This window comes from Hydrogenophaga sp. (genome assembly GCF_014773545.1).
Classification (GTDB): Bacteria; Pseudomonadota; Gammaproteobacteria; order Burkholderiales; family Burkholderiaceae_C; genus Hydrogenophaga.
Map to the genome: position 1 here is coordinate 192,528 of NZ_SDDV01000003.1, position 23,162 is coordinate 215,689.

A 23,162-nucleotide genomic window follows, 5' to 3' on the forward strand; every position below is an offset into this window, starting at 1 on the left:
CGACGGCACGCACCGCTTTGCCCGGCTGTGACCCGGCCCTTGCTGAGCGCCCGCGTTTTCTGAGCGATCGAGCGCAGGCACACTAAAATCTGCAAGCAGCCAAACCGCCCCAGGCGGCACTAGTGTAGTGTTGCGTGCGCCCCACAAGAGACAACAGCCCATGAACCCAGCCGACCTCCTTAGCACTTATGGCCCGCGCGAGACGATGGCGTACGACATCGTGGTGGTAGGGGGCGGCCCGGCCGGCCTGTCGAGCGCGATTCGACTCAAGCAACTGGCGGCTGAAAAAGGCCATGAAGTCAGCGTCTGCGTGCTGGAGAAAGGCTCCGAGCCCGGTGCCCACATCCTCTCGGGCGCCGTGATGGACCCCAGGGCCATCACCGAACTGTTTCCGAACTGGAAAGAACTCGGCGCGCCGCTGAACCAGCCGGTGACCGGCGACGACCTGCTGGTGCTGTCGGAGACTGGCGCCACCCGCACCCCGGACTGGCTGATGCCGCGCAACTTCGACAACCACGGCTGTTACGTCATCAGCCTGGGCGCGCTCACCAAGTGGCTGGGTGAACAGGCCGAGGCGCTGGGCGTGGAGATATTCCCCGGTTTCAGCGCCGCCGAGGTGCTCTACAACGACGACGGCTCGGTCAAGGGTGTGGCCACCGGCAACCAGGGCGTGGGCAAGGACGGCGAGCCGATGCAGAGCTTTCAGATCGGCATGGAACTGCACGCGAAATATACCGTGTTCGCCGAGGGCGCGCGCGGCCATCTGGGCAAGCAACTCATCGCGAAGTTCAAGCTGGACGAAGGCAAGGACGCGCAGACCTTTGCCATCGGCATCAAGGAGCTGTGGGAAGTGCCGGCCGACAAAGCCAAGCCCGGCCTGGTGGTGCACACCGCTGGCTGGCCGCTGAACGACGACGCGTTTGGCGGCGGTTTCCTCTACCACCTGGAGGGCAACAAGGTCACGCTGGGTTATGTGATCGGGCTGGACTACCAGAACCCCTGGATGAGCCCGTTCGAAGAGATGCAGCGCTGGAAGACGCACCCCGCCATCCGCGCCCACATCGAAGGCGGCCAGCGCCTGGGTTATGGTGCGCGGGCGCTGAACAACGGCACACCGCAGGCCCTGCCCAAGCTGGTGTTCCCGGGTGGCGCGCTGGTGGGCTGCAACGCCGGTTTCCTGAACGCCGCGCGCATCAAAGGCAGCCATGCGGCCATCAAGAGCGGCATGCTGTGCGCCGAAGCCGCGTTCCAAGCCGTGGCCGCAGGGCGCAGCAGCGACGAGCTCAGCGCCTTCCCCGAAGGCTTCCAGAAGAGCTGGCTGTTTGATGAACTCTGGACCTACCGCAACTTCAAGAACTGGTTCAAGAAGAGCCCGCTGCTGGGCAAGCTCATGACCGGGGTAGAACACTGGTTCCTGCCCAAGGTGGGTGTGAGCAGCCCGCCCTGGACCTTGCACAACACCACCCGTGACCACACCCAGCTCAAACCGGCGGCCGACATGCCGCAGATCAGCTACCCCAAGCCCGACGGCGTGATCACGTTCGACCGGCTCTCCAGCGTGTTCGTCAGCAACACCAACCACGAAGAGCAGCAAGCGGCGCACCTGACGCTGAAAGACGCCAGCGTGCCGGTCAGCATCAACCTGGCGAAGTACGCCGGGCCCGAGAGCCGCTACTGCCCGGCCGGCGTGTACGAGTTCGTGCACAAAGATGGCGCGGACCATTTGGTGATCAACGCGCAGAACTGCGTGCACTGCAAGACCTGCGACATCAAGGACCCGACGCAGAACATCGTCTGGGTCACGCCCGAGGGCGGCGGTGGGCCAAATTACGCGGGCATGTGAGGGCGCCTTGCGCGTGCGTGGTGCCCGCTGGCCGTCGCATGCATGTGCGCAAAAACTCGTAAATCCTTACACAAGCCACACGATGCTCTTGCGTGTCGTCGCCGTGGCCCTGCACCCTGGCAGCTGCCCCATTCACCGAGAGTCCACCCGTGTCCACCTCCTGCGCCCCCTGCGATTCCGCCGCCCAGCTCCAGACCCCGCTGCACGCGCTGCACCTCGAACTCGGTGCGCGCATGGTGCCCTTTGCTGGCTACAGCATGCCGGTGCAGTACCCCGCTGGCCTGATGGCCGAACACCAGCACAGCCGAGCCGCTGCCGGCCTGTTTGATGTCTCGCACATGGGCCAGCTCACGCTCTGCGGCCCCGATGCCGCTGCCGCGTTCGAGAGCCTGATGCCGGTGGACGTGATCGGCCTGGGCCTGAACAAGCAGCGCTACGGCCTGCTGCTCACCGACGCCGGCGGCATCATCGACGACCTGATGTTCGTGAACCGCGGGTCGGACATCTTCGTGATCGTCAACGGCGCCTGCAAGCACGGCGACCTGGCGCACATCGCCCAGCGCATCGGCAAGCGCTGCAGCGTCACCCCGCAGTTCGACCGCGCCCTGCTCGCCCTGCAAGGCCCGCAAGCCGTGACCGCGCTGGCCCGCCTGCTGCCTGGCGTTGAAAAGCTGGTGTTCATGACCGGCATGGCCGCCACTTGGAACGGCGCCGATCTGTACCTGACGCGCAGCGGCTACACCGGCGAAGACGGTTTCGAGATCTCCCTGCCCGCCGCCAGCGCCGAGGCTTTTGCCCGCGCCCTGCTGGCGCAGCCCGAAGTCAAACCCGTGGGCCTGGGTGCGCGCAACTCGCTGCGCCTGGAAGCCGGGCTGTGCCTGTACGGCAACGACATCGACACCACCACCAGCCCGGTGGAGGCCGCGCTGAACTGGGCCATGCAGAAAGTGCGCCGCAGCGGGGGCGAACGCGCCGGCGGTTTCCCCGGCGCCGAACGCGTGCTCGGCCAGCTCGACGGCACGGTCGCCCTGACGCGCAAGCGCGTCGGCCTGATCGCGCTGGAGCGTGTGCCGGTGCGCGAACATGTGGAACTGCAGAGTCTGGACGGTCAGACCATCGGCGAAGTCAGCAGCGGTCTGCTTGGCCCCAGCGTCGACAAACCGGTCGCCATGGGCTATGTTTCGCCCGCGTTCGCCGCCGTGGGCACCCGCGTGAACGCCATCGTGCGCGGCAAGGCCGTTCCGATGGAAGTCGCGCCCATGCCTTTTGTGCCGAACCGCTATTTCCGCGGCTAAAGTCAGGCCCATTCGGGCTGAAATCCGCGCATCCTGAGCCTGTCGAAGGATCGAAGCCCTCATCCCCCCCGTCTCGCAGCCCTTCGACAGGCTCAGGGCGAACGGAATCTACCGCTTTCTGAAGGAAACACCATGATCACCAAATACACCGAAGACCACGAATGGATCACCGTTGACGGCGGCATCGCCACCGTCGGCATCACCCCCCACGCGCAGGACGCGCTGGGCGACGTGGTGTTTGTCGACCTGCCCGAAGTGGGCAAGACTTTTGCCCAGAAAGACGTGGCCGGCGTGGTCGAGTCCGTCAAGGCGGCAGCCGATATCTACATGCCGATCAGTGGCGAAGTCGTGGAAGTGAACGAAGCCTTGCGCAAGGACCCTTCGCTGGCCAACAGCGACCCGCTGGGTGCGGGCTGGTTCTTCAAGGTCAAGCTGTCGGACGTTTCGCAAGTGGATGCCTTGCTGGACGAAACCGCCTACACCGCCTTCTCGGCCAACGCCTGAGCCGTTTTTTATCCGCCCGGGCCCGACCCCGCTCATCCTGAGCTTGGCCTGTCCTGAGCTTGTCGAAGGGTCGAAGGATCGAAGCCCTTGCACGTTTTTTCCGTTCGCCGCCCTTCGACAGGCTCAGGGCGAACGGTCTGTGGAAGTCGCCGCCATGCTGATGCCCTCTATAAAACCCCTGAATGAACTCGAAAACGCCAGCGAGTTCGTTGCCCGCCACATCGGCATCAGCGAGGCCGACGAAGCGCTGATGCTGTCGGTCATCGGTGAGGCCTCGCGCCGCACCCTGATCGACTCCATCGTGCCGCGCAGCATCGTGCGGCGCAGCCCCATGGAGCTGCCGCCAGCCGTCACCGAAGCCGCCGCGCTGGCCGAGCTCAAGGCCATCGCCTCGAAGAACCAGGTGTTCAAGAGCTTCATCGGCCAGGGCTATTACGGCACGCACACCCCGGGTGTGATCCTGCGCAACGTGCTGGAGAACCCGGCCTGGTACACCGCCTACACGCCTTACCAGGCCGAGATTTCGCAGGGCCGCATGGAGGCGCTGGTCAACTTCCAGACCCTGGTGACCGACCTGACCGGCATGGACATCGCCAACGCATCGATGCTGGATGAAGCCACTGCCGCCGCCGAGGCGATGACGCTGGCGATGCGCACGGTGAAAAGCAAGAGCCGGGTGTTTGTGGTGTCGCGCGCCTGCCACCCCCAGACGATTGAAGTGATCCAGACCCGGGCCAAGCCCCTGGGCATTGAGGTGCTGGTGCCCCAGAGCGCCGACCAGTGGACTGCGGCCTTGCAATCAGAACACTTCGCGGCTTTGGCGCAATACCCCGGCAGCACCGGCGTGGTGGAAGACCTGAGCGCTTACGCCGGGCACAGCCACGCCCAGTCGGCCGCCTTCATTGTGGCCGCCGACCTGCTGGCCCTGACGCTGCTCAAGCCACCGGGCGAAATGGGCGCCGACATCGTGGTCGGCAGCACCCAGCGCTTTGGCATGCCCATGGGCGCGGGCGGTCCGCACGCGGCCTACCTGGCCTGCCGCGACGAATTCAAGCGCTCGCTGCCGGGCCGACTGGTCGGCGTGAGCGTGGACGTGCACGGCCACCCGGCCTACCGGCTGGCGCTGCAAACGCGCGAACAGCACATCCGGCGCGAAAAGGCCACCTCCAACATCTGCACCGCGCAGGTGCTGCCCGCTGTGGTGGCCAGCATGTATGCGGTGTACCACGGCCCGCAGGGCTTGAAGCGCATCGCCCAGCGCGTGGCGGCCTACACCGCCGTGCTGGCCCAGGGCCTGCAAAGCATGGGCCACACGCTGCGCAAAGACACCGCCTTTGACACCCTCTGGGTACTGACCAAAGACGCCACCGCCGCGCTGCTGGCCCGCGCCCGCGAGGCTGGCATGAACCTGCGCCAGGCTTGTGAGCAGAGCATCACGATTTCGCTCGACGAGACCACCACGCGCGAGGATATCGAGAAGCTGTGGACAGTGTTTTCCTCCGTTCGCCCTGATGCCGCCCCCGTTCGCCCTGAGCCTGTCGAAGGGCACGCCAACACCTCCATCGAGGCTTCGACCCTTCGACAAGCTCAGGACGGTCGGACAGAGAGCCCTTCGACCCTTCGACAAGCTCAGGACAGGCCAAGCTCAGGGCGAACGGACATATGGGACAGCTTCGAAAAAGGCATCGAGCCGATGATTCCGGCCGAGCTGCGCCGCACCAGCGCCTACCTCACGCACCCGGTGTTCAACCGCCACCACGCTGAAACCAGCATGCTGCGCTACATCCGCAGCCTGTCCGACAAAGACCTGGCGCTGGACCGCAGCATGATCCCGCTGGGCAGCTGCACCATGAAGCTCAACGCCACCAGCGAGATGATCCCCATCACCTGGCCCGAGTTCGCCCACGTGCACCCGTTCGCCCCGGCCGAGCAGTTGCAGGGCTACCAAGAGCTGGATGAGCAGTTGCGCGCCTGGCTGTGCCAGGCCACGGGTTACGCCGGCATCAGCCTGCAACCGAACGCCGGTTCGCAGGGCGAATACGCCGGTCTGCTCGCCATCAAGGCCTTCCACGCCTCGCGCGGCGAGAGTCATCGCAACATCTGCCTGATCCCCTCCAGTGCGCACGGCACCAACCCGGCCACGGCACAAATGGTCGGAATGCAGGTGGTGGTGACCCGATGCGACGAGCGCGGCAACGTGGACATGGCCGACCTGCAAGCCCAGTGCGAAAAACACAGCGCGAACCTGGCCTGCGTGATGATCACTTACCCCAGCACGCACGGCGTGTTCGAAACCACGGTCAAGGAACTCTGCGCCCTGGTACACCAGCACGGCGGCCGGGTCTACGTGGACGGCGCCAACCTGAACGCGCTGGTGGGCGTGGCGGCGCCGGGCGAGTTCGGCGGCGACGTGAGCCACCTGAACCTGCACAAGACCTTCTGCATCCCGCACGGCGGTGGCGGCCCAGGCGTCGGCCCGGTGTGCGTGGTGCAAGACCTGGTGCCTTTCCTGCCCGGGCACGCCACGGGAGCCGCTGCCAGCCCATCCGTTCGCCCTGAGCTTGTCGAAGGGCTTCCTTCGACAAGCTCAGGACAGTCGGAAATATCAGCTCAGCCCGAACGGCATTTGGTGGGGGCGGTCAGCGCCGCCCCTCTCGGAAACGCCGCGGTCCTGCCGATCAGTTGGATGTACATCCGCATGATGGGCGCCGACGGCCTCAAGCACGCCACCGAGGCCGCCATCCTGAGCGCCAACTACATCAGCAAGCGCCTGGCCGACCACTACCCCACGCTGTACGCCTCGGCCAACGGCCATGTGGCGCACGAGTGCATCCTGGACCTGCGCGGCCTGAAAGAGACCAGCGGGGTGCTGGCCGAAGACGTGGCCAAGCGCCTGATGGACCACGGTTTTCATGCGCCCACGCTCAGCTTCCCCGTGGCCAACACGCTGATGGTCGAGCCCACCGAGAGCGAAACGCTGCAAGAGCTGGACCGCTTCATCGACGCCATGATCGCGATCCGCAACGAAATCCGCCGCATTGAAGCCGGCGAGTGGCCGCGCGACGACAACCCGCTGAAGAACGCGCCGCACACTGCGGCCAGCGTGCTCATGAGCGACTGGACCCACCCCTACCCGCGCGAACTCGCCGCCGCGGCCCAGGGCCACGCACTCAACACCAAGTACTGGCCGTCAGTGGGCCGAGTGGACAACGTCTACGGCGACCGCAACCTGTATTGCAGTTGTGTGCCGGTGAGCGAATACGCCAGCGCCTGATCACTCGACTGCAAGACCGGGCACAGGCCCGCCACCGATCCCCGCATGACCCAGCCCAGCCTGCGCGTCTTGAGCCTCATCCCGCCGATGACGCAGCTCAACACGCCCTACCCTTCCACCGCCTACCTCACCGGCTTCCTGCGCTCGCGCGGTATCAGCGCCGTGCAGGAAGACTTGGCGCTGGCGCTGGTCTTGAAAATCTTCACGCCCGCCGGGCTGGCGGCCGTGCGCAGCCGTGCGCTGGCCCAGCCCGAAGCACGGCGCTCGGGCAGCGTGCACGCCTTTCTGGACCAGTTTGGCGCCTACCGCAGCAGCATCGGCCCGGCCATCGCCTACCTGCAGGGGCGCGACGCCACGCTGGCGCACCGCATGGCCGCGCGCGGCCTGCTGCCTGAAGGCCCGCGCTTTGCGGCGCTCGACGCCTACGACAACGTGGACATGGGCGACGGCGGCGGCGACCCGCTGGCCTGGGCCTTTGGCGCGCTGGGCGTGCAGGACAAGGCACGGCATCTGTGCACGCTGTACCTGAACGACCTGGCCGACGTGCTGCGCGACGCGGTGGACGCGCGCTTCGAGTTCGTGCGCTACGCCGAGTCGCTCGCCAGCAGCCAGCCCAGCTTCGACCCGCTCGCGCAAGCGCTGGCCGCGCCACCCACGCTGGTGGACGAGCTGCTGCACGAGCTGACGCTGGCCGCCCTCCACCGGCACCAGCCGGCGCTGGTGCTGCTTTCGGTGCCCTTTCCCGGCTCGGTCTATGCGGCCTTGCGCATCGCGCAGACCATCAAGGCGCATAACCCGAACATCCGCATTGCGCTCGGCGGCGGTTTTGTGAATACCGAGCTGCGCGAACTGTCCGACCCGCGCGTGTTTCACTTCGTGGACTATGTGACGCTGGACGCCGGCGAGCGGCCGGTGCTGTCGCTGATCGAGCACCTGCGCGGCGAGCGTGGGCGCCAACGGCTGCAGCGGACTTTTGTGCGTGAAGACAGCCCTCACCCCAGCCCTCTCCCAGAGGGAGAGGGAGCCACAGCCAACGCGGGCACCGTGCGCTACATCAACTTCGTCGAGCCCGACATCCCGTTTGAAGACGTGGGCACACCCACCTGGGACGGCCTGCCGCTGGACCGCTACCTCAGCCTGCTCGACCTGCTCAACCCCATGCACCGCCTGTGGAGCGATGGCCGCTGGAACAAGCTGACGGTGGCGCACGGCTGCTACTGGAAGAAGTGCAGCTTCTGCGATGTGAGCCTGGACTACATCGGCCGCTTTGAGGCCGCGACCGCGTCCACACTGGCCGATCGCATCGAAAAGATCGTCAACGAGACCGGCCAGACCGGCTTCCATTTCGTCGACGAAGCCGCGCCGCCCAAGGCCCTGAAAGCGCTGGCACAAGAGCTGATCCGGCGCGAGCTGCAGATCAGTTGGTGGGGCAACATCCGGTTTGAGAAAACCTTCACGCCCGAGCTGGCCGAGCTGCTGGCGCAAAGCGGCTGCATCGCCATCAGCGGCGGGCTGGAAGTGGCGAGCGACCGCCTGCTCCACCTCATGAAAAAAGGCGTGTCGGTCGAGCAGGTGGCGCGCGTGACCAAAGGCTTCAGCGACGCCGGCATCCTGGTGCACGCCTACCTGATGTACGGCTTTCCCACCCAGACGCTGCAGGACACGGTGGACGCGCTCGAATACGTGCGCCAGTTGTTCGAGGCCGGCTGCATCCAGAGCGGCTTCTTCCACCGTTTCAGCTGCACCGTGCATTCCCCCGTGGGCATGGACCCGGCGGCCTATGGCATCGAGCTGATCGCGCTGCCGCCGGTGAGTTTTGCCAAGAACGACATCGGCTTCATCGACCCCACCGGTGTCGATCACGATGCGCTGGGCAGCGGCCTGCGCAAGGCGATCTACAACTACATGCACGGCCTGTGCGTGCAAGACGAGGTGCGGCGCTGGTTCGAACACCTGCCGCAACCGGTGCCACGGCCTAGCGTCAAGCGCGGCAAAATCGCCAAGGCGCTGGCGCAGCGCGGCTGAACCCTGCCATGGAAGCGTCTGCACCGGCGGCTGGCGTCCGGCATCGACCACAATAGCGCCATGTCACAGTCGCCGACCCGCATCCTGCCCTGGCTGGAGCCGGGCCAGGCTTTTCCGCCCATTGACAACGCCTGGGGACCCGATGACCCGGCGCCAGGCTTGCTGGCCGCTGGCGCTGCGATCGACCTGCCCACCCTGATCAGCGCCTATTCGCAAGGCATTTTTCCTTGGTTCAGCGATGGCCAGCCGCCGCTGTGGTGGAGCCCGGACCCGCGCCTGGTGTTGCAGACCCAGCATTTTCGGCTGCACCGTTCGCTGCGCAAGTCGATTGCAGCCCTGCTGCGGCAGGGCCGGCTCGACATTCGCATAGACCACGATTTCGAGCGCGTGATTCGCGCCTGTGCGCAGACGCCGCGCGCGGGCGTCAGCGGCACCTGGCTGCTGCCAGCCATGATCGAGGCCTATTTGCAGTTGCACCGCGCCGGCCTGGCGCACAGCGTGGAGACCTGGATCGACGGTGAACTCGCCGGCGGTCTGTATGCGGTCAACCTGGGGCGCATGGTGTTTGGCGAATCGATGTTCTGCCGTCAAAGCAACGCCTCCAAAATCGCCCTGGCGGCCCTGGTGGCCTTTTGTCGTGCGCACGCGTTGCCCTTGATCGATTGCCAGCAGGAAACGGCGCATCTGAGCTCGCTGGGAGCGCACTGCATGTCGCGCCAAACGTTTGCCGCACAGGTGCGCCTGGCCGTGCCACAGCGCTCACCCGTGTGGCAGTTTCAGCCTTTATACTGGCGCCATCTGCTTGTCGAACACGGCCCGCCAGAGTGACGCAGCTCAAAGAACTCCCGCTGCAGGCCTTGCAGTTTTACGCCACCGCAGCCTACCCGTGCAGCTACCTGCCGGGGCGCCTGGCCCGCTCGCAGGTGGCCACACCCAGCCACCTGATTCACAACGACGCCTACTCCGACCTGGTCAAACAGGGTTTTCGGCGCAGCGGCCTGTTCACCTATCGCCCCTGTTGCGATGCGTGCCAAGCCTGCGTGCCGCTGCGGGTGGCGGTGGCGCGCTGGCGGCCCAATCGCAGCCAGCGCCGCTGCCTGCTGCAGCACGAGACGCTGCAAACGCGCGTGCTGCGGCTGTGCTTCGTCCCCGAGCATTACCAGCTTTATCTGCGCTACCAGCGCAGCCGGCACGCCGGCGGCGGCATGGATCACGACAGCGTCGACCAGTACACCCAGTTCCTGCTGCAAAGCCGCATCAATTCGCGCCTGGTCGAGTTCTACCAGCCGGCACGGGACGGCCAGGCCGCCCGACTGAAAATGGTGTCGGTGGTCGATGTGCTCAACGACGGTCTGTCGGCGGTCTACACCTTCTACGAACCGCAGGACCGGGCCAGCTACGGCACTTACAACGTTCTGTGGCAGATCGAGCAAGCGCGACTGCTGGGCCTGCCACACGTCTACTTGGGCTACTGGATCGAACAGAGCCCGAAAATGAACTACAAGGCCAACTTCCGGCCGCACGAACGGCTGCTGAGTGGCCGCTGGGTCGAAGTCGGCTGAAGCCGTTTGAATTTCATCTTGTAAAATGCGGGCAAACGCCTACCCGCTGCCCATGACGAAACGAGCCAAACAGCCGCCCAGCACGCCATCGGTACAAGTCATCGAGCGCATGTTCCATTTGCTGGAAGTGCTGGCCGCACGGGAAGACGCGGTTTCGCTGAAAGACATCAGCGACAAAACCGGCTTGCACCCCTCGACCGCGCACCGCATCCTGAATGACTTGACCATAGGCCGTTTCGTCGAGCGCCCGCAGGCCGGCAGCTACCGTCTGGGCATGCGTTTGCTGGAACTGGGCAACCTGGTCAAGGCCCGTCTGAGCGTGCGCGACGCAGCGCTGACGCCTATGCGCGGACTGCACAAACTGATTCAGCAACCCGTCAATCTGAGCCTGCGCCAGGGCGACGAAATCGTCTACGTCGAGCGCGTCTTCAGCGAACGATCGGGCATGCAAGTGGTGCGCGCCATTGGCGGACGCGCACCCCTGCACCTGACTTCGGTCGGCAAGTTGTTCCTGGCCTGCGATCCCCCGCAGCGGGTGCGCGATTACGCCACGCGCACCGGGCTGGTGGGCAACACGCGCAACAGCCTGACGCAACTGGCCGCGCTGGAGCGCGAACTCCTGCAGTGCCGCCAAACCGGCGTGGCGCGCGACAACGAGGAACTCGAAATCGGCGTGCGCTGCATGGCCGCAGGCATTTACGACGATCAGGGTAAGCTGGTGGCCGGGCTCTCGATCTCAGCCCCGGCCGACCGGATCAATGAAAATTGGCTCGACAAACTGCGCGCTACCGCAGGCGAAATTTCTGCCGCGCTGGGCAGCGCCCAGCCCAACTGATCGGGTGCAAGGTCTCGCGCTGAAGCCGCCCGCTCAGCCCTGCGGCCGGACAAAGAGCTGAATATAGTTCTGCGCCTCGACCCAGCGGCGCACGCGCTCGGCGTCCTGCACGCGGCTCAATGAGCTGGCCGAGTCGAGAAACACCATGATGACCCGGCGTCCGGCCACCTTGGCCTGCATCACCACGCAACGGCCCGCCTCAGAGATGAAACCGGTTTTTTGCAGACCAATCTGCCACTGCGGGTCACGCACCAGCCGGTTCGAATTATTGAACTGCAACACCCGTTCACCCAGCTCCACCTGGTGGCCGGGTGATGTCGACAGGCTGCGCAAAATCGGGCGCTCATAGGCCACAGCCACCAGTGCGGCGAGATCGCGCGCACTCGACAGGTTGCCGCTGGACAGGCCAGTCGGCTCGACAAAGCGGGTATCGAACATGCCCAGCAGACGGGCTTTGAGATTCATGTCGCGCACGAACTGCTGCATGCCGCCCGGATAGGTGCGGCCAAGCGCATGTGCGGCGCGGTTTTCGCTCGACATCAGCGACAAATGCATCAGCTCTGCGCGGGTCAGCGTGCTGCCCACCGCCAGCCGCGAACTGCTGCCTCTGTAGACGTCTACGTCGTCCTGGGTGATGGTGATCGGCTCGTCCATCGACAACGCGGCGTCGGCGATCACCAGCCCGGCCATCAGCTTGGTCACCGACGCGATCGGCAGCGCGACGCTGTCATTCTTGCTGAAAAGGACTTCATGGGTTTCCTGATCGACCACCAGCGCCACGCTCGAGTTCAGGCCGAGCAGGTCTTCATCGTCGCGCAAGCCCAGGCGCTGCCCCATAGACACCCGAGGCCCGGCAGCCGCCGGTCGCTCACGCTGGGCCACTGCGCGGCGGTTCGGCGCCGCGCGCGTTTGCTGCACGCGCCGCTGCGCGGCCTTGGCCTGGGCCGGGCGCTTCGTATTGCGAAGCTGCTTGGTCTGGGACGAGGCCCGGACCGCTTCGGCCCTGCGCTGGCCGTTGACGCGCAGCTCGCGCTGCGTTGTCACCCGGCTGCTGCCGAGCTGCGACGCCGACGGGGCGATTTGCGGTTTTTTTGTGGCGCTGGCCACCGCCGCCGCTGCCGACGGGGCGCTCAGCGGCAACAGCAGCGCGAGCAAAACCAGCACCAGGACTGTCACAGGGCAAAGTTTTCGCAGCGGGTTCGCACTAAATGACATGACTTCGTTCTGGCCAGAAAGATGGGTTTGGAGCAAAGTATAGGGAATTTAAAAAAAACATGCAACATCAAAAGCTTGCGCCCTGTTCTTCAATTAACGCAAGAACTATTGCCTCGGCCCAGTGAAGAGTCAACCGTTCGCCCTGAGCCTGTCCTTCGACAAGCTCAGGATGATCGGAATCGGTCGAAGGGTCAGGACATCTGGCAAGCGCGCCAACGACGATCAGCCTTGCGCAGCGACCCGCTCGGCCTTGCTGTGCAGCTTGTTGAGCGCGCTCAGGTAGGCCTTGGCCGAAGCCACCACGATGTCGGGATCGGCACCGACGCCGTTGACCACCCGACCGCCGTGCTGCAAGCGCACCGTGACCTCGCCCTGGCTCTCGGTCGAGCCGCTGGTGATGGCGTTGACCGAGTAGAGCAAGAGCTCCGCGCCACTTTTGACGTGGGTTTCAATCGCCTTGAGCGAAGCATCGACCGGCCCGTTGCCGTCGGCGCGACCCTGATATTCCCGGCCGTCGATGGTGAACACCACGTGCGCCTGCGGACGCTCGCCGGTCTCGCTGTGCTGCGCCAGTGAAACCAGCCCGTACTGCTCTTTCTCGGCGCTCACGCTCTCGTCGCTGCACAAGGCCAGAATGTCTTCGTCGAAAATGTCGCTCTTGCGGTCGGCCAGTTCCTTGAAAGCGGCAAACGCGCTGTTGACTTCAGTCTCCGACCCCAGCTCAATGCCCAGGTCTTGCAAGCGCTGCTTGAACGCATTGCGGCCACTGAGCTTGCCCAGCACGATTTTATTGGCGCTCCAGCCCACGTCTTCGGCGCGCATGATTTCGTAGGTATCGCGCGCCTTGAGCACGCCGTCTTGGTGGATGCCGCTGGCGTGGGCAAAGGCGTTGGCACCCACCACCGCCTTGTTGGGCTGCACCACGAAGCCGGTGATCAGGCTGACCATGCGGCTGGCGGGAACGATTTGCGTGGCATCGACGCCGACGTCGAGCCCGAAGTAGTCGCGCCGCGTGCGCACTGCCATCACGACTTCTTCCAGCGAACAGTTGCCGGCGCGCTCGCCCAGGCCATTGATGGTGCACTCGACCTGGCGTGCGCCACCGATCTTGACGCCCGCCAGCGAATTGGCCACCGCCATGCCCAGGTCGTTGTGGCAGTGCACCGACCAGATCGCCTTGTCGGCGTTCGGAACGCGCTCGCGCAGGGCGCGAATGAAGTTGCCGTACAACTCGGGCACGGCGTAGCCCACGGTGTCGGGAATGTTGACGGTGCTCGCCCCCGCATCGATCACGGCTTCGAGCACACGGCAGAGAAAGTCGAAGTCGCTGCGGTAGCCGTCCTCGGGGCTGAACTCGACGTCGGGGCACACGTTGCGCGCCAGCCGCACCGACTGGCGCGCCTGCTCGAACACCTGCTCGGGCGTCATGCGCAGCTTTTTTTCCATGTGCAGCGCGCTGGTGGCAATGAAGGTGTGGATGCGCGCGCGTCGGGCGCCTTTGAGCGCTTGGGCCGCGCGCTCGATGTCACGTTCGTTGGCGCGCGCCAGCGAACAAATGGTGGCATCTTTGATGGTGTTGGCAATCGCCTGCACGCAATCGAAGTCACCCGGTGAACTGGCGGCAAAACCGGCCTCTATCACGTCCACCTTCAGACGCTCCAATTGGCGCGCAATGCGCAGCTTTTCGTCCCTGGTCATGGACGCGCCGGGTGACTGCTCGCCGTCGCGCAAGGTAGTGTCGAAAATGATCAGTTTGTCGCTCATCGCCATACTCCGGTCAGCCGCCTCATGGGCGGCACTGAGAAAAACTGCAGCCCCAAAACAAACGGCCCGCTGCAGTTGCAAACGGGCCGTTGGAGGGAAACTTGCGCGCGCTACCCTAACTGCCCGTGTTGGACACCCAGTAGCAGCGCGAAGGAAATAAACGTCATGGCGGCCAATGTAGCACAAAGCCAGGCATCGGGTGAGAGTGAAAAACCCTCGTCGCCCCGCAGGTTTTCATTCGTGCAGACCGCGTTCTTCTGGTTCGCGGGTCGAGGTGCTGATGACACTGGTCGGCTGACCCTTGAGCTTGCGCCACAGATAGACCGCATAACCCGACAAGCCGTACAGCACGAAAATGCCAAACAGCACGGCGGGCGGGTCGATGTTGATCACCGCGATCGCCAGCGCCACCAGCACAATGACGGCAAAGGGCACGCTGCGCTTGAGGCTGAGTTCCTTGAAGCTGTAGAACGGCACGTTGGTAACCATGGTCAGGCCGGCGTACAAGGTCAGAAAAAACATCAGCCAGACCAGTTCTGAGCCTGCCACCCCGTACTCGGTGGCCAGCCAGATGAAGCCGGCCACCAGCGCGGCGGCGGCGGGCGATGGCAGCCCCTGAAAAAAACGCTTGTCGACCACCTCGGTGTTGACATTGAAGCGCGCCAGCCGCAGGGCGGCGCAGGCGCAGTAGACAAAAGCGGCGATCCAGCCCCAGCGGCCCAGACCGCGCAGCGCCCACTCGTAAGCGATCAGGGCCGGCGCGGCGCCAAAGGACACCATGTCGGCCAGCGAATCCATCTGCACGCCAAACGCGCTTTGCGTGTTGGTCAGGCGCGCGACCCGGCCGTCCATGCTGTCGAGAAACATGGCGGCGAAAATACCGACGGTGGCCAGATCGAAGCGGCCGTCCATCGCCATCACGACCGAATAAAAACCGCAAAACAGCGCCGCCAGTGTAATCATGTTGGGCAACATGTAAATGCCTTTGCGGCGCTGGCGCAAGGCTTGGGCAGGAGGATCGGGGCGATCGGGGTCGTCTTGCATGAGTCTCTCAAATGGGTCTGGCAGCGAAAAAGGAAGCGACGCCGGTGTCGGCCAAAGCGCAGCACGGCCCAGTGTAAGCCAGCGCAGCGGGGCCACTCGACGGGCCGCGCAGAGAGCTCGATCAAGCCGCCAGCGCGGCCGTTTTATAGATGCCGCAGCCGACGTACAAATCGTCAACCTTTACCACGTACGACATCTTGCCCTGCACCTTGCCCGTGACCGGGTTGACGATGTCGTACTCGACCCAGCCCGGCGCGACCCGGGCCTGCGCCACGATGGCCTGCAACAAAGACGCACCGTCCACGCCCGCAATATCCTGCACCCGGCTGCCCACCTTGTGCGGTTTGCCGCCAAAGGCACGGTAAACGCCCGTTTCATCGAGCGCAAAAACATACATGTCGCGGTCGTGAAAAGCACCGTCGGGCCGACTCAGATCGCGCACAAACGCCTCCCGTGCGACTTGGCTGCGGTGCGCCAGCGCACGCTGCACCAGCGCCATCGCCTCTTCGGCGGTGCCTTGCTGCAGCAAGAAGGTGGCGACGGTCTGCGCCAAGTGCGCTGCGCGCTGTTCGAGCTCGTTGGCTTGCAGCACGGCGCGTTCTACCATTTGCGCGTTGCGCTGGGTGATTTGGTCGAGCTGGCCAACGGCGGACGAAATCTGCGTCAACCCGGTGCTTTGCTCGGCGCTGGCCGACGAAATCTGCGACATATTGGCCGCCATGCCGCGCACACCGTTGACGATTTGCGAAATGGTGCCGCCAACGGCCCGAATTTGCGCCACGCTGGCTTGCACCTGTGCCGCTGATGCCTCGATGAGCTGACGAATTTCTTTCGACGACGCAGCCGAGCGCTGGGCCAGCGTGCGCACCTCGTTGGCCACCACCGCAAAACCCCGGCCCTGCTCGCCGGCACGGGCCGCCTCCACCGCGGCGTTGAGCGCCAGGATGTTGGTCTGAAACGCCAGGCTGTCGATCACGCCGATGATCTCGTTCATCTGACGCGCGCCCTTTTGAATCTGCTCGACCGAAGCAACGGCGCGCTCCATCGAAGCCGCCCCCATCTCGGCCAGGTCGCGCACCCGCGCCGCCTGGGTGTTCGAGTCGCCGGCCGAGGCCGCGTTTTGATGCACGGTGCTCGAGAGCTGCTGCACGCTGGCTGCCGTCTGCTGCAGATTGGCCGCCTGCTGCTCGGTCCGGTCGGCCAACTCGCGGTTGCCCTGCGCCAGGGCTTTGCCCGCCTGTGCCACCAGTGCGGCGTTGCTGCGCACCTCGGCCACCATGGCCGAGAGCCGACCTATCATGCGCTCGAGCCGCTCAGCGAGTTCCGCCAGTTCGTCGCGCCCTTTGAGTTGGACATGGGCGCGCAAGTTGCCTGCTGCGGTTTGCCCCATGACTTGCGTGACCCGATGAAAATCACGCACGAAACTGAGGTAGAGCGTCAGCGCCAGGTAAATCAGCACCGCCAGACCAGCCACGGCGGCCCCGATCAGGATCGCCCGCCAGGCTTGCAAAGCACCCATGCGCTGCACCAGCACGGCGTCGAGCTGCGCCAGCATACCGGCCTGGTAGGCGCTCACCTGTTCAATGGCCTCGGTTCCAGCCGTTAAAAAAGCAGCGACAGGCAGCGCACCGGGCTGCTCCAAGGCTTGCCGCGCCGTATCGACAAAACGCTCGGACGCCGCCAGCGCGGCCTGACTCTGCGGGTCGCTGCGGCCGTGACGCTCCAGCCCTGCGATCACCACCCGCTGCTCTTGCAGCAGCAACTGCAAGGCGTGTAACTGCTGCTGCAAGAGACGCGCCGAATCAATCGGTGGCTCGGGCGCCAGCAGGTGCTGCGCGCCCAGGGTGCGCAGTTGGCCCAGCGCATCAGACCAGCCGATGTGGCGTGCAAGCAGCAGCTCGAGCAGGAAATGAACCGTTGGCTGCGGGTCGAACAACAGGTGCGAGCGTTCCGCCACACCCAGCAACAGGTGGCGCGACTGCAGCAGCAACGCGCTGTGCGGGGCCAGCGGTTCGGCTGCCGATGCGGCTTGCGTAACCCCCACAGGGTCCAGCCGCGCACGCAGGGCCAGCCAGTCCGGCCCGAGCCCCCAATCGGGCCGCTGCGCCAGCAGCGCCGCATCGGTGCTGGCAATGGCCAAGCGCAGCGGCGCGCGGGACGGCTCTGGCGCCTTGCGCGCGTCCTGAGCACCCGCCAGCAGCATACCGGCCTGATCCCGCTGCGCCTGCAAGGCCTGGGTCAGGCCGAGCAGCCCCGCCGCCGCCTGCGCGCCCGCGCGCCCGTCCTGGACCAGACGCAGGTCTTGCTGCACCTGCTGCAGCAGCCACCCCCCACCGACCAGCAGCGGCAGCAGCAAAACGGCGCACAAAAGGCCGAACTTTGCGGGCAGACGAAGCCGCCGCATCAGCCAGATGCCGGGGCGAAAAACGATAAAGCCTGACATATTCGAAAAAACCTGCTGGTTTGACGGCAACCCCGGGTATCGGCGGCAGGGGGCTGAACTGAAGCCGGCTGCCAAGCCGTGCACGTGCGGCTCAAGGGTAAGGGTGCCTGCCGCAGACAAAACCCGGAACAAAAGGCGCTTTTGCGCCCAGATCGGGACGCCACAACCCGCAGTCAAGCAGCAGCGGCTGGCCGCGCACCCGCTCGGCGGCTCTCGGCCTCTCAGTCGCTCTGGACCGGCTGCATCGCCCGTTGCGCAAAGGCCTGCACCAGCTCGGGCGGCGCCTGCACCAGCTCGACCAGAACCCCCTCTCCGGCAATGGGGAATTCAGCGTTCGCCTTGGGGTGCAAAAAAACGATGTCAAACCCGGCCGCGCCGGGGCGAATGCCGCCCGGCGCAAAGCGCACGCCCTGCGCCGTGAGCCACTGCACCGCCTGCGGCAGGTCGTCGACCCACAGCCCCACATGGTTGAGCGGCGTGGCGTGCACCGCGGGTTTCATCGCAGCGTCCAAGGGCTGCATCAGGTCGACCTCGACCTGGAACGGGCCGCTGCCAATGACGCAAATGTCCTCGTCGACGTTTTCGCGCTCGCTGCGGTAGGTGCCAGTGACTTCCAGCCCCAGCATATCGACCCAGAGCTTGCGCAGCCGCATTTTGTCCAGACCGCCAATGGCGATCTGCTGGATGCCCAGCACTTTGAAGGGCCGCTGGCTTGCCATGACCGGTGTCCGTGCGCTGTGATTCATGCCGCTAGTAAGCATGGGGTGCCATATGAGCCACCGGCTCGAGCGACCAGACCGTCGCCGGCGGCAAATTGATCCAAACCGAGGCCACCCGGCGCCAGCGCCAACCGGGCGGAACACTTTTGAACGGCTGCAAATGCGGCGCGGCGTAGGTGTATTGAATCAAGCGCGAGCCGGGCTGGCGCGTAATCAGAGCCAGCATGGCTTCAACACTTTGTCTGGCCTCAGCCTTGGGCATGGACATCAGCGGCAGCGAGGAGACCAGCGTGACCACCGACAGGGCATCGACGACGAGCGAATTGACGCTGGAAGCGCAGCGGTTGAGCACCTCCAGCGCCGGGAAATTGCGCCGCAGCAAGCGCGCGAAATCCGGGTCGCGCTCGATCACGACAAAGCGATCCGAAGCGAGACCGCCAGCGGCCAGCGCGCGCGTGATGGCTCCGGTGCCCGCGCCCACTTCGATCAACACGCCCGGGTCGGCGCGCCGCACCTCCTTGGCGATGGTTTGAGCCAAAGCCTTGGAGGCTGGCGCAATCGCCCCGATACGACGAGGATCGCGCAAACACCTCAATGCAAAGGCCAAACTGCTCATTTCACTGCCCCCTCAAAATAATAGAACGCCGCGAAGGGTAGCCGATTTTGCAAACGGTTTTACAAAACAGCGGCAGAAAGGTTTCAAACAAACTCGACGATGGATTGATCGACCACCAGGCTATCGCCCTTGGCCGCCAGCACCTTGGCCACCACGCCGTCGGCAGCGGCGAACAACACGTTTTCCATTTTCATGGCCTCGATCACTGCCACGCGCTCACCCGCCTGCACCTTCTGGCCCACCTGCACCGCCACCTCAACCAGCAGCCCGGGCATGGGCGAGAGCACGTATTTGCTCAGGTCGGGTGCGGCCTTGAACGGCATCAACCGGTGCAACTCGGCCATGCGCGACGACACCACCATGGTTTCGATGCGCGTGCCGTTGTGCTGCACCACCAGCGCCAGCGGGTTGCGCTTGGTGCCGCGCTCGATCTGGGCTGTAAACGGGGCCCCGTTGCATGTGCCGTGAATGCAGATGTCGTTCAAGCGCGACGGGCTGCTGATGGCGTAGCGCTTGCCGTCGATGGCCAGCACGGCCGAACCGATCTGGCCCAGCACCTCATCGACGTGTACCGCCGTGTAGCGGTGCTGGCCCGAGGCACCCAGCGCGATGACGGAAAAATCGTGCCCGACCTTGACACCGTAACCGGGCAACTGGCCGCTCAGGCCGGCGGCGCGCTCGCGCGATTTGCGTCGCACGAAAGCCGCCAGCGCCAGCAGAAAGTCGGCGTCGGCGTGCGGCACGTCTTCGGCGCGGAAACCCTGGGCGTAGTGCTCGGCGATGAAGCCGGTATTGAAGTCACCCGAGACAAACTTGGGATGCGCCAGCAGCGCGGCCTGGAACGGGATGTTGCTGCTGACACCTCGGATGACAAAACCGTTGAGCGCCTCGCGCATCTTGGCCATCGCCTCGGCGCGGTCTTTGCCGTGCACGATGAGCTTGGCGATCATCGAGTCGTAGTAGATCGGGATTTCACCGCCTTCGACCACGCCCGTGTCCACGCGCACGCCGTAGCGCTCGGCGCTATCGGCCTGGTGCATGGTTTGCACCGGCGGGTTAAAGCGCACCAGGCGACCGGTGCTGGGTAAAAAGTTGCGAAACGGGTCTTCGGCGTTGATGCGGCACTCGATCGCCCAGCCTTCGCGCTTGACTTCGGCCTGAGTCAAGGGCAAGGGCTCGCCAGCCGCCACCCGGATCATCAACTCCACCAGGTCCAGCCCGGTGATGCACTCGGTCACCGGGTGCTCGACCTGCAGGCGGGTGTTCATCTCCAGAAAGTAAAAGTCCTGCTCCTTGCCGACCACGAACTCCACCGTGCCCGCGCTCTGGTACTGCACCGCCTTGGCCAGCGCCACCGCCTGCTCGCCCATGGCCTGGCGCGTGGCATCACTGATGAAGGGCGACGGCGCCTCTTCGATCACCTTCTGGTGGCGGCGCTGGATCGAGCACTCGCGCTCGTTCAGGTAGATCACGTTGCCGTGCGCGTCGCCCAGCACCTGGATTTCGATGTGGCGCGGCTCCAACACGTATTTTTCGATGAAGACGCGGTCGTCGCCAAAGCTGTTGCGCGCTTCGTTGCGACAAGAGGTGAAGCCTTCAAAGGCTTCCTTGTCGTTGAAGGCCACGCGCAAGCCCTTGCCACCGCCGCCGGCGCTGGCCTTGATCATGACGGGGTAGCCGATGTCCTTGGCGATCTCCACCGCCCGCTCGGCGGTTTCGATGGCGTCGTTCCAACCCGGGATGGTGTTGACCTGGGCTTCGAGCGCGAGCTTCTTGGAGGCGATCTTGTCGCCCATGGCGGCGATGGAGAAATGGCGCGGGCCGATGAAGACAATGCCTTCGTCTTCACAGCGCTTGGCAAAGGCTTCGTTTTCGCTCAAGAAACCGTAGCCGGGGTGAATCGCCTGCGCGCCGCTGGCCTTGGCCGCGGCAATGATCTTGTCTGCCGCCAGATAGGACTCGCGCGAAGGCGCCGGGCCGAGCAACACGGCCTCGTCGGCCAACTGCACGTGGCGCGCTTCCTTGTCGGCCTCGGAATACACCGCCACGGTGGCAATGCCCATCTTCTGGGCGGTGGCGATGACGCGGCAGGCGATTTCACCGCGGTTGGCAATCAATATCTTGGTAAACATCTTTCTTCCTTCATCCATCCGTTCAGGCTGGCTTTTATCTGCACAACTGAAACCCCATCCGTTCGCCGCTCAGACTGAGCTCCATCTGCACGACTGAAACCCCATCCGTTCGGGCTGAGCCTGTCGAAGCCTGTGCAAGCCCTTCGACCCTTCGACCAGCTCAGGACAGGCCAAGCTCAGGGCGAACGGATGTGTGGGTTTACGGCCGGTGAAGCAGCTCACAGCGGAATGTTCCCGTGCTTGCGCCACGGGTTCTCTATCTTCTTGTCCTTGAGCATCACCAGCGAACGGCAGATGCGCTTGCGCGTCTCGTGCGGCAGAATCACGTCGTCGATGAAGCCGCGCGCCCCGGCCACGAAGGGGTTGGCAAAGCGGGCCTTGTACTCGGCCTCCTTGGCGGCCAGCTTGGCCGGGTCGCCCTTGTCTTCGCGGAAGATGATCTCCACCGCGCCCTTGGCGCCCATCACCGCGATCTCGGCGTTGGGCCAGGCGAAATTCACGTCGCCACGCAAATGCTTGGAGGCCATCACGTCGTAAGCGCCGCCGTAGGCCTTGCGCGTGATCACGGTGATCTTGGGCACGGTGCATTCCGCGTAGGCGTAGAGCAGCTTGGCACCGTGTTTGATGATGCCGCCGTACTCTTGCGAGGTGCCGGGCATGAAGCCGGGCACGTCCACAAAGGTGATCACCGGGATGTTGAACGCATCACAAAAACGCACAAAGCGCGCCGCCTTGACGGCGCTTTTGATGTCCAGACAGCCGGCCAGCAGCAGCGGCTGATTGGCCACGATGCCCACCGTCTGGCCGTCCATGCGGGCAAAGCCGATCAGGATGTTCTTGGCGTACTCGGGCTGCAGCTCGAAAAAGTCGCCGTCGTCCACCGTCTTGAGGATCAGCTCCTTCATGTCATAAGGCTTGTTCGGGTTCTCGGGCACCAGCGTGTCCAGGCTCAGGTCCATGCGATCGATGGGGTCGCCACTGGGGCGCACCGGCGCTTTCTGGCGGTTGTTCAACGGCAGATAGTTGTACAGGCGGCGCAGCATCAGCAGCGCTTCCACGTCGTTCTCGAACGCCAGGTCGGCCACGCCGCTCTTGCTGGTGTGCGTGACCGCGCCGCCCAGCTCTTCGGCGGTCACTTCTTCGTGCGTCACGGTCTTCACCACCTCGGGGCCGGTGACGAACATGTAGCTCGAATCCTTGACCATGAAGATGAAGTCGGTCATGGCGGGCGAGTACACCGCGCCGCCGGCGCAGGGGCCCATGATCATGCTGATCTGCGGCACCACGCCGCTGGCCATCACGTTGCGCTGGAACACCTCGGCATAGCCACCGAGCGAGGCCACGCCTTCCTGGATGCGCGCACCGCCCGAGTCGTTCAGGCCGATCACCGGCGCACCGACTTTCATGGCCTGGTCCATCACCTTGCAGATCTTCTCGGCGTGGGCTTCAGACAGCGCGCCGCCAAACACGGTGAAGTCCTGGCTGAACACGAACACCAGGCGGCCATTGATCATGCCGTAGCCGGTGACCACGCCGTCGCCGGGGATCTTCTGGTCCTGCATGCCGAAGTCCACGCAGCGGTGTTCCACGAACATGTCCCACTCTTCGAACGTGCCTTCGTCGAGCAGCACTTCCAGCCGCTCGCGCGCCGTGAGCTTGCCCTTGCTGTGTTGTGCCGCGATGCGCTTTTGCCCGCCGCCTTGGCGTGCAGCTTCGCGCTTTTTCTCCAGTTGGTCCAGGATGTCTTGCATGGTCGTGTTCTCAAATGTCCGATCGCCCTGAGCTTGGCCTGTCCTGAGCTGGTCGAAGGGTCGAAGGGTTGGCGTGATCGTGGTCCGGGGCTTCGACAGAGCCTGTCCTGAGCTGGTCGAAGGGCTCAGCCCGAGCGGGG

At 64.8% G+C, this 23,162-nt stretch carries 16 protein-coding genes; 8 read left to right on the forward strand and 8 right to left on the reverse strand.

Features of this window, described 5'->3' with window-relative positions:
- The first annotated feature begins 160 nt into the window (after positions 1-160).
- The 8 genes from EST26_RS03735 (at position 161) to EST26_RS03770 (ending at position 11,338) form a co-directional block, all read left to right on the forward strand.
- Positions 161-1,843, forward strand: coding sequence for an electron transfer flavoprotein-ubiquinone oxidoreductase (locus tag EST26_RS03735; RefSeq protein WP_291065549.1), 1,683 nt, complete (start codon positions 161-163; stop codon positions 1,841-1,843).
- A gap of 149 nt (positions 1,844-1,992) precedes the next feature.
- Entirely contained in the window at positions 1,993-3,138 is a 1,146-nt protein-coding gene (gene gcvT, locus EST26_RS03740) for a glycine cleavage system aminomethyltransferase GcvT (protein ID WP_291065550.1), read from the forward strand.
- Positions 3,139-3,270: 132 nt separating this feature from the next.
- Entirely contained in the window at positions 3,271-3,642 is a 372-nt protein-coding gene (gene gcvH, locus EST26_RS03745; protein WP_291065551.1) for a glycine cleavage system protein GcvH, read from the forward strand.
- 154 nt (positions 3,643-3,796) lie between these two features.
- Positions 3,797-6,916, forward strand: coding sequence for an aminomethyl-transferring glycine dehydrogenase subunit GcvPB (gene gcvPB / locus EST26_RS03750; protein ID WP_291065552.1), 3,120 nt, complete (start codon positions 3,797-3,799; stop codon positions 6,914-6,916).
- Between the two features lie 45 nt (positions 6,917-6,961).
- Positions 6,962-8,941, forward strand: coding sequence for a B12-binding domain-containing radical SAM protein (locus tag EST26_RS03755; protein WP_291065553.1), 1,980 nt, complete (start codon positions 6,962-6,964; stop codon positions 8,939-8,941).
- Positions 8,942-9,001: 60 nt separating this feature from the next.
- Positions 9,002-9,769: a leucyl/phenylalanyl-tRNA--protein transferase gene (gene aat, locus EST26_RS03760; RefSeq protein ID WP_291065554.1), complete on the forward strand. Its 768-nt coding sequence runs from the start codon at positions 9,002-9,004 to the stop codon at positions 9,767-9,769.
- The gene (locus EST26_RS03765) at positions 9,766-10,503 is read left to right on the forward strand and encodes an arginyltransferase (RefSeq protein WP_291065555.1); all 738 of its coding nucleotides are present in this window, start codon (positions 9,766-9,768) and stop codon (positions 10,501-10,503) included. The genes aat and EST26_RS03765 overlap by 4 nt, the downstream gene beginning before the upstream one ends.
- A 52-nt stretch (positions 10,504-10,555) precedes the next feature.
- Entirely contained in the window at positions 10,556-11,338 is a 783-nt protein-coding gene (locus EST26_RS03770) for an IclR family transcriptional regulator (RefSeq protein ID WP_291065556.1), read from the forward strand.
- Positions 11,339-11,371: 33 nt separating this feature from the next.
- Here the strand turns inward: EST26_RS03770 and EST26_RS03775 are convergent, their stop codons facing one another.
- The 8 genes from EST26_RS03775 to EST26_RS03810 all read right to left on the reverse strand — a co-directional run bounded on the left by EST26_RS03775 (position 11,372) and on the right by EST26_RS03810 (position 23,022).
- Positions 11,372-12,514 carry a serine hydrolase gene (locus EST26_RS03775; RefSeq protein ID WP_291065557.1) on the reverse strand — a complete coding sequence of 381 codons (1,143 nt, stop codon included), beginning with the start codon at positions 12,512-12,514 and terminating at the stop codon, positions 11,372-11,374.
- 261 nt (positions 12,515-12,775) lie between these two features.
- Positions 12,776-14,317, reverse strand: a complete 1,542-nt coding sequence (locus EST26_RS03780; RefSeq protein ID WP_291065558.1) for a 2-isopropylmalate synthase — start codon at positions 14,315-14,317, stop codon at positions 12,776-12,778.
- 234 nt (positions 14,318-14,551) lie between these two features.
- Positions 14,552-15,361, reverse strand: coding sequence for a CDP-diacylglycerol--serine O-phosphatidyltransferase (gene pssA, locus EST26_RS03785; RefSeq protein WP_291065559.1), 810 nt, complete (start codon positions 15,359-15,361; stop codon positions 14,552-14,554).
- 121 nt (positions 15,362-15,482) lie between these two features.
- Positions 15,483-17,804, reverse strand: coding sequence for a methyl-accepting chemotaxis protein (locus tag EST26_RS10450; RefSeq protein WP_366474265.1), 2,322 nt, complete (start codon positions 17,802-17,804; stop codon positions 15,483-15,485).
- Positions 17,805-18,025: 221 nt separating this feature from the next.
- Positions 18,026-18,523, reverse strand: a complete 498-nt coding sequence (locus EST26_RS03795) for a VOC family protein (protein WP_291065560.1) — start codon at positions 18,521-18,523, stop codon at positions 18,026-18,028.
- A 31-nt stretch (positions 18,524-18,554) separates the two neighbouring features.
- Complete coding sequence (locus tag EST26_RS03800) at positions 18,555-19,061, reverse strand: methyltransferase (protein WP_291065561.1); 507 nt, start codon at positions 19,059-19,061, stop codon at positions 18,555-18,557.
- A 161-nt stretch (positions 19,062-19,222) separates the two neighbouring features.
- Positions 19,223-21,271 (reverse strand): acetyl/propionyl/methylcrotonyl-CoA carboxylase subunit alpha, encoded by a 2,049-nt coding sequence (locus EST26_RS03805; RefSeq protein WP_291065562.1) that lies wholly within the window; start codon positions 21,269-21,271, stop codon positions 19,223-19,225.
- Between the two features lie 218 nt (positions 21,272-21,489).
- Positions 21,490-23,022, reverse strand: a complete 1,533-nt coding sequence (locus tag EST26_RS03810; protein WP_291065563.1) for an acyl-CoA carboxylase subunit beta — start codon at positions 23,020-23,022, stop codon at positions 21,490-21,492.
- Between the last annotated feature and the right edge of the window lie 140 nt (positions 23,023-23,162).